Origin of the sequence: uncultured Limnohabitans sp., assembly GCF_937889215.1 — a bacterium.
GTDB lineage: Bacteria > Pseudomonadota > Gammaproteobacteria > Burkholderiales > Burkholderiaceae_C > Limnohabitans_A.
Genome location: NZ_CALBEX010000034.1, coordinates 1 through 11,747, shown reverse-complemented (window position 1 = coordinate 11,747; position 11,747 = coordinate 1). Strand labels below are relative to the sequence as shown.

General features: G+C 61.3%; 12 protein-coding genes and 1 riboswitch. Of the genes, 6 read left to right on the top strand and 6 right to left on the bottom strand.

Translation table 11 applies throughout. From position 1 onward, the window contains the following. The 3 genes from Q0341_RS00815 to Q0341_RS00805 all read right to left on the bottom strand — a co-directional run. A partial coding sequence (locus Q0341_RS00815) for an ATP-binding cassette domain-containing protein (protein WP_299509906.1) occupies positions 1-411 on the bottom strand: 411 nt, incomplete at its 3' end. Then, a complete protein-coding gene (locus Q0341_RS00810; RefSeq protein WP_299509904.1) occupies positions 404-2,068 on the bottom strand; it encodes an iron ABC transporter permease in 1,665 nt (554 codons plus the stop codon). The genes Q0341_RS00815 and Q0341_RS00810, both read right to left, overlap by 8 nt. A 32-nt stretch (positions 2,069-2,100) precedes the next feature. Continuing rightward, on the bottom strand, positions 2,101-3,174 hold the full coding sequence (locus Q0341_RS00805) for a thiamine ABC transporter substrate-binding protein (protein ID WP_299509902.1): 1,074 nt from the start codon (positions 3,172-3,174) through the stop codon (positions 2,101-2,103). 75 nt (positions 3,175-3,249) lie between these two features. After that, positions 3,250-3,354: riboswitch (TPP riboswitch) on the bottom strand. A gap of 246 nt (positions 3,355-3,600) precedes the next feature. On the opposite strand from Q0341_RS00805, the gene Q0341_RS00800 reads away from it, so the two are divergent. The 3 genes from Q0341_RS00800 to Q0341_RS00790 all read left to right on the top strand — a co-directional run bounded on the left by Q0341_RS00800 (position 3,601) and on the right by Q0341_RS00790 (position 5,960). Beyond that, positions 3,601-4,122, top strand: a complete 522-nt coding sequence (locus Q0341_RS00800) for a lipopolysaccharide assembly protein LapA domain-containing protein (protein WP_299509901.1) — start codon at positions 3,601-3,603, stop codon at positions 4,120-4,122. Between the two features lie 231 nt (positions 4,123-4,353). Continuing rightward, positions 4,354-5,406 carry a hypothetical protein gene (locus Q0341_RS00795; protein ID WP_299509899.1) on the top strand — a complete coding sequence of 351 codons (1,053 nt, stop codon included), beginning with the start codon at positions 4,354-4,356 and terminating at the stop codon, positions 5,404-5,406. Between the two features lie 185 nt (positions 5,407-5,591). Next, positions 5,592-5,960 carry an HPF/RaiA family ribosome-associated protein gene (locus Q0341_RS00790; protein WP_299509896.1) on the top strand — a complete coding sequence of 123 codons (369 nt, stop codon included), beginning with the start codon at positions 5,592-5,594 and terminating at the stop codon, positions 5,958-5,960. An 83-nt stretch (positions 5,961-6,043) separates the two neighbouring features. Here Q0341_RS00790 and Q0341_RS00785 read toward each other — a convergent pair whose 3' ends face one another. Then, positions 6,044-6,184: a hypothetical protein gene (locus tag Q0341_RS00785; protein WP_299509895.1), complete on the bottom strand. Its 141-nt coding sequence runs from the start codon at positions 6,182-6,184 to the stop codon at positions 6,044-6,046. A gap of 220 nt (positions 6,185-6,404) precedes the next feature. On the opposite strand from Q0341_RS00785, the gene Q0341_RS00780 reads away from it, so the two are divergent. Beyond that, positions 6,405-7,310 carry a hypothetical protein gene (locus Q0341_RS00780; protein ID WP_299509893.1) on the top strand — a complete coding sequence of 302 codons (906 nt, stop codon included), beginning with the start codon at positions 6,405-6,407 and terminating at the stop codon, positions 7,308-7,310. A 22-nt stretch (positions 7,311-7,332) separates the two neighbouring features. Here Q0341_RS00780 and Q0341_RS00775 read toward each other — a convergent pair whose 3' ends face one another. Next, the gene (locus tag Q0341_RS00775; RefSeq protein WP_299509891.1) at positions 7,333-8,511 is read right to left on the bottom strand and encodes an amidase; all 1,179 of its coding nucleotides are present in this window, start codon (positions 8,509-8,511) and stop codon (positions 7,333-7,335) included. 45 nt (positions 8,512-8,556) lie between these two features. Then, complete coding sequence (locus Q0341_RS00770; RefSeq protein ID WP_299509889.1) at positions 8,557-9,687, bottom strand: zinc-binding dehydrogenase; 1,131 nt, start codon at positions 9,685-9,687, stop codon at positions 8,557-8,559. A 250-nt stretch (positions 9,688-9,937) separates the two neighbouring features. Between Q0341_RS00770 and Q0341_RS00765 the strand changes: the two genes are divergently transcribed. Together Q0341_RS00765 and Q0341_RS00760 are read left to right on the top strand one after the other, a co-directional pair. Beyond that, the gene (locus tag Q0341_RS00765; protein ID WP_299509907.1) at positions 9,938-10,831 is read left to right on the top strand and encodes an alpha/beta hydrolase; all 894 of its coding nucleotides are present in this window, start codon (positions 9,938-9,940) and stop codon (positions 10,829-10,831) included. Positions 10,832-11,024: 193 nt separating this feature from the next. Then, positions 11,025-11,747, top strand: a 723-nt coding sequence (locus Q0341_RS00760; protein WP_299509886.1) for an ABC transporter ATP-binding protein, incomplete at its 3' end; no start/stop codon positions are given.

The following is an 11,747-nucleotide window of genomic DNA, read 5'->3' as shown; positions in this document are numbered from 1 at the left end:
CAACGTGCCCACGGGTTCTGCGCCCCGCCCCCCGAGACCAAAACGCTGCAGCAGCGCACGCGCCTGTTCACGCGCATCTGCCCGTTTCAGGCCTTGCTCCACCAAGCCAAAAGCCACGTTGTCTTGCAGGTTCAGGTGCGGGAACAGCGCAAAGTCCTGAAACATGAGGGCCAGGCGGCGTTTTTCAGGTGGCCAATCGGTGATGTCCTGGCCGTCGAGCCAGACACGGCCCGAATCGGGCGACTCCAGGCCTGCCACAATTTTGAGCAGCGTGCTTTTGCCGCTGCCCGATGCGCCCAGCAAAGCCACGGTTTGCCCGGCTTCGATGCGCAGGCTCACGTCTTGCAGCAGCGTTTGGCGCTGGCCTTGGGGCCCAAGCCAATGGTGGGTGAGGTGGCGCAGTTCAAGCATGGTGAGGGTTCGGGTGGGAGGTGGCGCTGCGGTGTTCCCCGCGCCCTTCGATGAGCCAAAAAACCAGCAGCGCCAGCCCCATGAGCATGGCCGAGAGCACCAGCGCGGCATCCATGTTGGCGCTGCCAGGCCGGCCCAAACGTTGGTAGATCAGCGTGGTCAGGGTCAGCCATTCGGGACGCGAAAGCAGCAAAGATACCGCAAATTCACCCAGCATGGTGGCCGCAGCAAAGGCCATACCCCGCCGCAAGGCGGGTGCCACCAATGGCAAAGTCACTCGCACCCACACCCGCACCGGCCGGGCACCCAATGTGGCGGCGGCTTGGGCATAGGCGTCGGGCAAAGCGTCCAGCGCGCCGGTCAGGGCCTTGGCCACAAACGGATAGGCCAGCAAAGCATAGGCCGCCACCAACAGCGGCAAACTGGCCAGCCACTGCGGGTACAACAGCAACAAGCCAAAGGCCAAGGCCACGGGTGAGACCACCAAGGGTGCATAGGCACTGGCGCGCCAAGCCAGACCCAGGCGAGGCCAGCGCCGCAGCGCGTGGCCCGCCAGCGCGTGGCCCGCCAGCGCGTGCAACAAACCCAGGCCCGTGGCCAGCGCCAGCGCCATGGCGGTGAACTGCAGCGTGTTGCGCAAGGCCAGCCAAGTGTCCGCCTCGCCCAACACGGCCCCGCCTTGGCCCTGCAACACCGCCTGCACGGCCTGCCAAAGCAAGGCCAGCAAGGGTGCACCACACAGCAGCAGCCAAGTGCTCAAGGCCAACCCCCACCAAGCCCAAGCAGCCAGACCCTGCAAGGGCCGGCGCAGCACCGGGGTGATGCGGGCAGAACTGGCCAAGCGGCGCTCCACCCAGGCATAGCCCCAGGCCACACCCCCAGTCAGCGCCAACATGGCCACGGCCAGCGAGGCGGCGCGGCCCAGTGCCAGTTCATGGGCGATCAGGGTGTAAATCTCCACCTCGACCGTGGCCCAGCGCTGCCCGCCCAGCACCAAGGCCAAGCCAAAGCCGGTAAAGCAATACAAAAAAACCAGGCACAAAGCCGAGACCAGCCATGGCACGAGCACCGGCCATTCGACCCGCCAAAACACCCGCCACGGCGTGGCCCCCAAGGTGCGCGCCACCGCCACCCGCTGGGCACTGACTTGCGCCAAGCCGTCCATGCCTGCGCGCACCACCAAAGACAGGTTGAAAAACAAATTGCCCAGCAGCAGCAACCAGGGGCTGCTTTCGAGCGACCAGCCCGCTTGGGCCAACGGCGCACCCAGCCAGCCACGCGGGCCCCACAAGGACAACACCCCCAGCGCTGCCACCAAGATGGGCACCACAAAGGGCAGCATCAAGGCGCGTTGCCACAGCCGCCGTCCTGCAAAGTCCAAACGGGCCAGCACCCAAGCCATGGGCAAGCCCAGCACCAGACAAGCGACACAAGTGGCCAGCGCCTGCAGCAGCGTCCAGCCCACGCGCCACTGCAGGTGCGCGTCCAGCCACCAGGGCCCGGTGTCCTCAAGCGGCATGCCCGCCAAGGGCTCACCCCACAGGCCTTGCCACAACAGCCGTGCCACTGGCCAAGCCAGCAGCGCCAACACAAACAGCGCAGGGCCAGCGGCAAGCCACAGCACCGCACGGCGTTGGCGTGCCCTGACGGAGGTCAAAGGCTGGCGCCTCGGTTGTGCGATGTCGCCATTTACTTGAGCACCACCTGTGTCCAGCGTTGCTGCCAGCGGCCCGCCTGCGACTTCAGGTCCGCCAGGGCCAGCGACTCAAAGCTGCTGGGCTCTTGGGCATGTTGCATCACCGGATCGCGGGGTGTGCCTGGCTCGGCGGGGTACATCCACATGCTGGTTTGAAGGGCTTGCTGCACGGCGGGCGCGCGCAAAAATTCGATGAATTTCACCCCGGCCGCGCGTGCAGTGGGGCTGGCGCCCTGCAGCAAGGCAGCGCCTTCGACCTGCCGGTACACAGCCGCCGGCATGAACACATTGGCGGTGGGTGAAGTGCTGATTTTTTCCTTGCTGTAAAACACCTCGGCCGCTGGGCTGGTGGCGTAGCTCACCACGATCGGGCGGCTGCCGCCGTTGCGGCTGAACTCGGTGTAGTAAGCCTCGCTCCAGCCTTTGACCACCTTCACACCATTGGCCCGCATGCGCGCCCACCAATCAAAAGCAGCTGACTCGCCCAAGCCAGCCACAGTGGCCAGCATGAAGGCTTGGCCCGGGCTCGATGTGGCGGGGTTGGGCACCACCAACAGGTCTCGATAGGCCGGGCTGCTCAGGTCTTGCAAACGCTTGGGCAGTGCCAGGCCTTTTTGGGCAAACCAGGCGGTGTCGATGTTCAAGTTCACGTAGCCGTAATTCACGGGCACCAAGCCCCCCACCGCACCGTCTGCACCAGCCGTATCGGCCATGCGCGCTTGGGCTGGGCGTTGGGCGGCTGAACCTGCGGCGCTGGGGAACGGGGCCAAAATACCGCTGGCCAAAGCGCGGGGCAGCAAGGTGTTGTCAATGCCATACACCACATCGGCCACGGGCGCGGCTTGGCTCAAGATGAGTTTATTGAGCATCTCGCCCGCATCGCCGCCTTTGATCAGTTGCAGCTTCACACCGGCCTCTTGCTCAAACCGAGACAGCAAAGGTTTGGGCAGGTCAAATGAGCTGTGCGTCATGACGCGCAAAAGGGTTGGGTTTGTGAGCGCTGTTTGCGCCAGCGCAGGGCCTGCAAAGCCAAGCGCCATGGCCCATGCCCAAAAATGTCGTTTCATACGAAATGGCCTTTCATGTCCACAAGCCAGCGCAGCGCATGAACAAAAAAACCGAATCGAGCACAAGGCGATTGATGGGCATTTGCATCACGCTCCCTACGCTGGCACAACCCAGATCAGGTGAGAGGGGTATGTCTCAGCACGGCCGTTGTGAACGGCCAGGCACCCCCGGTGAAGACAGCGATTGTAGGCCTCCTCGGGGCTCAAAAGGGCATTCAGTCAAACGACACCGCATGTCTGTGCGCCGAACAACAGCTGTCGTGGCCTTCGGACTTACACTGGAACTATCGGTTATTGCGCTGGCCTTCGATCAGAGTGACCGATAGACTGCAGACAACGGCGCAGACCCCGCGAACTTGCTCTTCGCCCGCCAAAGTCCCCACGAGGGTCTTTGGCCTCATCCATGGATCATCAGGAGACATTGTCATGAAAATTCGCACCGTCATTCTCATCGTGGGCTCCTTGCTGATGGCCGGGTTTGCGGCACTCAACCAAGCGGAAATCATGCGCACCACCACCATCCATCTGGGGCTGACGGAAATACAGGCGCCGCTTGGCCTGGTGCTGCTGGGCGCTCTGGTGGTCGGGCTGTGCTTTTTTCTGATCGCCATGCTGCTGTTTCAAACGGGCCATCTGATTGAAATGCGCCAAGTCACCAAAGACGCCAAAGAGCAGCGTGCTTTGGCCGACCGGGCTGAGCAGTCGCGTTTTACCGAACTGCGCCAATGGTTGCAAACGCAGCAACAAACCCAACTGCAACGCGAGGAAACAGACCACCAGGCTTTGTGGGCACGGATCGACGCCCTGGAGCAAACCGTTCTGACCCGCTTGGACGAGAGCCACAACGGACTGGCTGCCGGCATCGGCGAAATGGAAGACCGCATTGAGCGACAAGTGCATGTCGTTCAAGGGCAATTGCCGCACGCACGGCTCACAGACCAGGGATAAGCCCAGGCCAACGCCCTGGGCCGCGCGTTGGCCATGCCAGATGCGCCCCACACGCCCGTTCGAGGGCCGAGCTCAGTTCACCGTTCGTTGCAGCACAGACCGTGCTCGGTTCACCGAGCAGACTGCGTTCATACCTTGGCCTGACGCCCATCTGCAGGTGTTGCGAACACCGCCCCCCAATCGGGTCGGGTCATGCCGTCAAGGTGTCAACGCCATTGAAAAGGACTTTGCATGCAACTTCACCACAGCCCCCACACACTCACCAGCATTAGTTTGGAAGAACTCGTTTCGTCTAAGGCCCGGCCTTGCCTGTCGCTCTACATGGGCACCCACCGCAGTCACCCCAACAACCAACAAGACCCGATCCGTTATCGCCATCTGGTGGACGCATTGAAAACATCTCTCCACCACCAAGCGCCCGATGCTGTCCACGCCCTGATCGCGCCCTTTGAGGCGCTGGAAAACGACCACGCGTTTTGGGAGCACACCCTTGACGGGCTGGTGGTGATGGGGTCGGCTGAGTTTTTTCGCATTTATTTGTTGCCCAGACCGGTGGCCGATTTGGCCGTGGTGGCCGACAGCTTTCACACCAAACCCTTGCGGCAATTTTTGCAATCGGTGGAGCGTTACCAAGTGCTGGCATTGAGCTTGCACAAGGTGCAACTGTTCGAGGGCAACCGCGACAGTCTGGAAGCGGTGAGTTTGGCACCCGAGGTCCCGCGCTCTTCGAGCGACACCAGCAGCGATCGCCAACAAGCGCCGCACAGCTCGGTGTCATCTTACGGCGGCTTGGGCGCTGGCCATTCGGCCATGCACCATGGGCAAGGCGGTAAGAAAGACGGCATGGACAGCGAGGTAGAGCGCTTTTTCCGTGCGGTGGATCGGGCAGTACAGGCGCACCACTCCGACATCTCGGGCCTGCCCCTGATGCTGGCAGCTTTGCCTGAACACCACCACCTGTTTCAGGCTATCAGCCACAACCCGCTGCTGATGAAGCAAGGCCTGCTCATCAACCCCGAAAGCCTGAGCCCCGCCGAGCTGCAGCAACGCGCCTGGGCCGTGGCCGCTCCGGCACAACAAGCCCAACAAAGCGCATGGTGCGACGACTACGCCGTGGCCAAGTCCAAAGGACTGGGCAGCGACAACCTGGCCGACGTGGCACACGCGGCCGCAGCCGGCCGTGTGGGCACCTTGTTGATCGAAGCCGGGCCTGGCCGCCGGGCGCATCGATGGCACCACCGGCCGAATCGACTATTCCAAACTCGGCTACCCCCGGGTCGATGACGTGTTGGACGACCTGGGCACTTTGGTTGAGAAATCAGGCGGCCAAGTGCATGTGCTGTCGGCCGAACGCATGCCAACACCCACGGGTGTCGCGGCGAGTTATCGCCACTGAAGCCCGCCATGCGCAAAGCCACTGCGCCCTTCAATAGCGCCACCCCAAGCCCTTTCACCAAACAAGTAAGCCCATGAAAATTCAAATCAACACCGACGTCAACATCCAAAGCAACGAAGCCTTGACCACCCTGGTTCAAGACGCCATAGACCACGCCTTGTCGCGGTTTGCCGAACACATCACCCGAATTGAAGTCCATCTGAGCGATGAAAACGCGGCCAAAAACGGCCAACGTGACCAACGCTGCATGATAGAAGCCCGCTTGGAAGGCCGCCAGCCCGTAGCAGTGACCGAGCAAGCGCCGGCCATGGCCCAAGCGGTACAGGGCGCCGCTCAAAAGCTGGCCCACCTGCTCAGCAGCGCACTGGGGCGTCTGCACGACCACAAAGAAAAAACATCCGGCCTGCCGCTGTCAGGGACAGAACAACGTACTTTTGAATAACGAGGCGATCAAAGCAGCTGCCGCTCAACAACGCAGGGGCAGGAATCACATTTGTAATCCAATGTGTCAGCAGCCTATGGGCCTCATTCGATCTTGGCCGCCTTGAGCAGCGACTGTATGTACGCAGAGCGCTCGGCGGCGAGCACTGCATTGACCAACTGCTGCTTGCTGTCTTCATAGCTAGCTCGGCAAAGGCCAGCCAATCGCCATTGATCTGGCCCCATGGTGTTTGAATCGATGGTGAAACTCTCAGCCAGTCCTTGCAGTTCGGTTCTTTAAGGTCCGACGTTTCACCCACTTGTGGCGCGACATTGTCAAAGGGCTATGGTCCACCTGCCCCACCTCGGGCCTGAAGGCTCCGACCTACAAAGGACGCACTGCAAGGCCCTAAAATGCCCAATTAGCCCGTCACTTTTAAAGCCAGGCCTCAACCCAGTTTTCACCATGTCCGCACCCATGGCCTCCAACGCCCTCGCCCACGATCCCCCTGCCGCCGCCAGCTCAGTGCTGAACTTTGCCAACGGCCAGTGGCGCGTGCGCCGGCCCAGGCCCTTTGTGTTGGTGATCGAAGGGGAAGTGGGCCACGAAGCGGCTGCACCCAGCGACTACTTGCACAACAACCTGCTCTTGCCCGAATGGCGCGAGGCCTTTTACCAATTGGTGGATGCCACCGGCTTGGTGGTCTGCCTGAATGTGGACACCCCACACCCGACTTACCGCGATGTGCGCGGGCGCTCCAGCAAAGGGCGGCTGAGCCAAGGCGAGTATTACCACCACGACGGCTGCACGGGCCCCGTCAAGCCGCGTTTTGTCGAGATCCGCTGCCCTATTCAACCGCAAACTCGCGGCGTGGCCACCGCCGTAGCACCGCACCACGATGTGGTCAAAGCCATGGTGCAAGTGCTGCCCGCCGAGTTGGCTGCCACGCCTGCGCTCATCGAACGAGACATGCGCCTGGCCGCCATCGACCAGATGGACGCCGCCGCGCTCGACCATTTGCAAGGCCTCATCACGCGCACCGTGCGCAAAAAACTCAATGCCGAAGGCGCACGCGCCTACTTCCGCCAAGTGGATACGGCGGCCAATGCCTACTTTGAGCCTTGGGCCTTGGGCGAAAGCCGCTTCATCGCCAACGCCAACAGCGGCGTGACCATGCAACACCGCCGCGCCTACCAAGCCCCGCACACGGGCGGCGTAGCCAATGGCCATTTGGTCAAGCGCTGGACCCATGAAGAACTGTTGCTGCCCGGCCAAGTGGTGGACCAAGCCTTGATCGCAGCGCTGTGCAGTGAAGAAGGTGACGATGCCGATGCAGAGCGGGCCGAAGGGTGTTACCTCGGGGCCCATTGAACCGTCAAGCGATGCGGCTGGCTTATGCCGACATGATTTCAGCAGCCCATGCGATCAAGGACCGGTCAGACCCGCGTGGGCCCATCAGCGACAGGCCCAGCGGTGCCCCGTCGCGGCGGGCCATGGGCAGGCTGATTTGCGGCAGGCCGCTCAAACCGGACACACACAACATGCGGATCGCCCGATTGCGGTAGTCCTCAATTTCGCTCTCACTTGTGGTTTTGAGCGGCGCGATATCGGGCATGCTGGGCAGCACCAAGACCCCATCGTCGCCGAGGAGTTGTTCAATGTGGGCCGTGAACTGTTCACGGAACTGCGCCGCTGAGCGGGCTTGTTCGGCTGTGACGGTGGCCGACCAATGCATGCGCTCGGCCACCGCATGGCCCATGGTGGGGGCGTATTGGGTGATGAAGGGGCCCCAACTTTCCCATGCCTCTTGGCCTTGTACATAGCGAAAGGCCCAATACATTTTTTCGATGTCTTGGAGCACGACCTGCACGGGCCGGTCAGCGCCTAGCACAGCGTTGACCCGTTGCTTGGCCTGGCCCAAAGCGTCCAGGGCCTGAACAGTGGCGAGTGACCAGAGGTCGGTGGGCGACATCAAGCGTGGCCGTGCCGGCAAGGGCTTGTTGTCGGGCCCCAGAAGCACGTCACCGACACGCGCAAACATCTGAATGTCACGGGCAAACCAGCCGCAGGTGTCCAGACTCGGGGCCAAGGGCAGGCCTTCGGCCAAGCTGACCCGCCCGTGCGTTGGGCGCAGGCCCACCAAGCCACAGTGGCTGGCCGGCGCACGCACAGAGCCGCCGGTATCCGTGCCCAGTGCAAAGTCCACCATGCCATTGGAGACGGCCGATGCCGAACCCGAAGAAGAACCGCCTGCAATCCGAGTCGGCGCTGCGCCATTGCGTGGCGCACCGTAGTGGGCGTTGTCGCCCGTCATGGAAAAAGCGAACTCGTCGCACACTGTTTTGCCCACCATGGTGGCGCCAGCGTCCAGCAGTTGTTGCACCACGGGCGCTGTTTTTGTTTGGCAGCCGAGCCAAGCCGCCAGCACGGGTTGCCCCATGCTGGAGGGGTAGCCGGCCACATGGAACAGGTCTTTGACCCCAAAGCGCGAACCGGCCAGAGGACCGTCTTGGGCTGCGGCGGGCGGCACCGCCGGATAGGGCATGAAAGCATGGGGGTCGTGCTGGGCCATCGTGGTTCCTTTTATCGGCAACTTACTTGAGCGGTCGCTTGGGCTTTAGCCTTTGCTGGGATTGATCAAAAATTTAGTCGCTGTGGCGCGCTCGTTGTAGCGTGCGATCTGCGCGAGGTCCACCACATCGCTGAGGCTGATTTCACGGGCGTAATGGCTGGCGAAGGTGGTGGTGAGTTCGTCCATGACGCGTTGGCGCAAGGCGTGGTTGGTGTCTTCGCCCAGTTGCTCGAGGTAGGGGAAAACCAGCCAACCACCGACACCCCAAGCCATGCCATAGCTGCGGGTGATTTCTGTCGGCCGCAAGTCGAGGTTGCCATACAAATACACCTGCTTTTTCACAGAAGACCCATAGCGGCTGTAGGTCGTGGCTTGGCGGCTGAGTGCCGCTTCCATGGCCATGAGTATTTGGTTGGCCAAGGAGCCGCCGCCAGTGGCGTCAAAGGCCAAAGTGGCCCCCGTGGCAACGAGTGCTTCGGTCAGATCCGCCATGAAGCTGGGTGCGCTGCTGTCACAGATGTGGCGTGCCCCAAGGCCTTTGAGCAAAGCGGCCTGGGCGGGTTTGCGCACGATGTTGACCAGCTCTATGCCGTCGGCCTGACAGATTTTGTTGAGCATTTGCCCCAGGTTGGATGCGGCTGCGGTGTGCACCAGCGCGCGGTGCCCCTCGCGCTTCATGGTCTCGACAAAGCCCAAGGCCGTCAACGGGTTCACAAAGCAAGAAGCCCCCTGCGCAGGCGTGGCACCTTCGGGCAGCACCACGCATTGCGCGGCCTTGACCAAGCGGTATTGCGCGTACATGCCCCCAGCGATGACTGTGACGGTTTTGCCGAGCAGCGCCTGGGCAGCAGCTTCGCTGCCCGCAGCCACCACGCGGCCAGCGCCCTCGTTGCCGACAGGCAAGGCTTGGTTCATGCGGCCGGCCATGGCTTTCAGCGCGGGTGCAGAGACCGGTGCTTGTATGCCTGTTTGTCCCGGCAAGGCCGAAGCCTGGCCCATGTCAGCGGGTCCAAAGAGCAAGCCAATGTCAGAGGGGTTGAGTGGCGTTGCTTGGACCTCGATCACCACTTCGTCAGGAGCAGGCGCGGGCAACGTCTGGGGCTGGACGACAACGGCCAAGGTGCCGTCGTCACGAATGGTGGAGGTCAGCTGCAAACCTTGTAGGGAAGATGACATAGAGGGCCTTTCAGTTTGCGATGGACACGGTGAATTGGTTGGATTGACGGGCGAAAGGCAGTTTAGAGTGCCTGCTTGCTCGGCTGTGCCGCGAAGGTGACCGCAAAACGCGCCCTTGGGAAAATGGCTATTCTCTGAAGAATCGGCCGCGCATCGGCGCAGTGGAAGATGGCGCACACGAGCGCAAGCAGCGTCACGCCTCCCAGGTCAATCTCCCACAAGGATGAACGTGTCAAACGTCACACAACAACTGTTTCCAGGCTTTCGCGATGTCACGATCACCGTCGACACAGGGCAGTCCATCGCTGCCGTTGTGGGTGGCGCTGGGCCTGGCCTGTTGCTGCTTCACGGTCACCCGCAGACCCATGTGATTTGGCACCGCGTGGCCGCTACCCTGGCGCAACATTTCACCGTTGTGGCGGCAGACCTGAGGGGTTACGGCGACTCGTCAAAGCCTGAGGGCGGTGCGGACCATGCCCATTACGCCAAACGGGCTATGGCCGCTGACCAAGTCAGTCTCATGGCCGCGCTGGGCTTTACGCGGTTTCAGGTTTTGGCCCACGACCGAGGTGCGCGCGTGGCCCACCGCATGGCCATGGACCAACCTGCTTGTGTTGAACGCTTGGTCACGCTCGACATTGCGCCCACACTGGCCATGTATGCGCAGACCTCTGAACAGTTCGCACGCGCTTATTGGCATTGGTTTTTTCTCATCCAACCGGCGCCGATGCCGGAGCGTTTGATCCGTGCCGATCCGCATGCCTACATTCGCGAAGTCATGGGCAATCGCAGCGCTGGGCTGAAACCCTTTGAGCCATTGGCACTCCAAGAATATGCGCGCTGCTTGGCTTTGCCGGGCGCAGCGCACGGCTTGTGCGAGGACTACCGCGCCAGCGCTGGCATCGATCTGGTTCACGACCGCGAAGACATCCAAGCAGGTCGAAAATTGACCCAACCGCTCTTGGCTTTGTGGGGCGCAGAGGGTGCGATACAGAAATGCTTCAACCCATTGGCGGATTGGCGCGCTGTGGCAAGCAACGTGAGCGGCGAGGCATTGCCTTGTGGACACTACATGGCCGAGGAGCTGCCTGAAGGCTTGCTGGCCAAGGTTTTGCCATTTTTACTTTCACCCCCCATGTCTTGAAAAGCTGAACACAACAGGCTTGCCCAATTTGCCCCACATCGGTACTTTTCAAGCGCACACGGTAGATGAGCCACACAAAACACATGGCACCTAGATGACACCTTATTGGTGTTTAACCTAGGGTGACATTCCCAATCAGCACCTACACTTTTTTCGATCAGCGCCGTTTTGCCGCTCACGAGGAGATTCTGATTTGGTTGTCGATGAAACAAATGCCCTGCTACAGGTCAAGGGAATCACAGTTCGTTTTGGCGGTATCACGGCATTGGATAACGTCAGTTTTAACCTGCCAAAAGACAAAGTCTGTGGTTTGATTGGCCCCAACGGGGCAGGCAAAACGACCTTGTTCAATTGCCTGAGTCGTCTGTACGACTACCAAGAGGGGGACTTGTTGTTTGATGGACAGTCGATCACGCAAACCCCGGTACACGAGATGGCCAACACCGGCATTGGCCGCACTTTTCAAAATCTGGCCATGTTCAAAACCATGAGCGTTCAAGAGAACATCATGGTGGGTGCCCACAGCAAGTCCAAGACAGGCTTTTGGGGCGGCATGTGGCCAACCGCCAAAACGCGGGCAGAAGAAACCGATCTCAAAAAACGTGCAAACGAGCTCATTGACCGACTCAAACTGACAGACGTTGCCCATCGGCCGGTTGGCGACCTGCCGTTCGGCTTTCAAAAGCGGGTGGAGTTTGCGCGTGCCCTCGCCTCTCAGCCGCGCTTGCTTTTGCTAGACGAGCCAGCGGCGGGACTCAACCACGAAGAGCTCAGCGATCTGGCCGACCTGATCAAGCAGGTGCGCGATGAAATGGGCATCAGTGTGTTGCTCGTCGAACACCACATGCACTTGGTGATGAACGTCTCCGATTGGATTGTGGCGCTGAACTTCGGTCGAAAGATTGCCGAGGGTACG

Coding starts and splice junctions, on each gene's coding strand:
- Q0341_RS00790 (WP_299509896.1), top strand. CDS start 5,592: ATGAAAATTCAAATCAACACCGACGTCAACATCCAAAGCAACGAAGCC.
- Q0341_RS00805 (WP_299509902.1), bottom strand. CDS start 3,174: ATGAAACGACATTTTTGGGCATGGGCCATGGCGCTTGGCTTTGCAGGC.
- Q0341_RS00770 (WP_299509889.1), bottom strand. CDS start 9,687: ATGTCATCTTCCCTACAAGGTTTGCAGCTGACCTCCACCATTCGTGAC.
- Q0341_RS00795 (WP_299509899.1), top strand. CDS start 4,354: ATGCAACTTCACCACAGCCCCCACACACTCACCAGCATTAGTTTGGAA.
- Q0341_RS00785 (WP_299509895.1), bottom strand. CDS start 6,184: ATGGGGCCAGATCAATGGCGATTGGCTGGCCTTTGCCGAGCTAGCTAT.
- Q0341_RS00780 (WP_299509893.1), top strand. CDS start 6,405: ATGTCCGCACCCATGGCCTCCAACGCCCTCGCCCACGATCCCCCTGCC.
- Q0341_RS00775 (WP_299509891.1), bottom strand. CDS start 8,511: ATGGCCCAGCACGACCCCCATGCTTTCATGCCCTATCCGGCGGTGCCG.
- Q0341_RS00800 (WP_299509901.1), top strand. CDS start 3,601: ATGAAAATTCGCACCGTCATTCTCATCGTGGGCTCCTTGCTGATGGCC.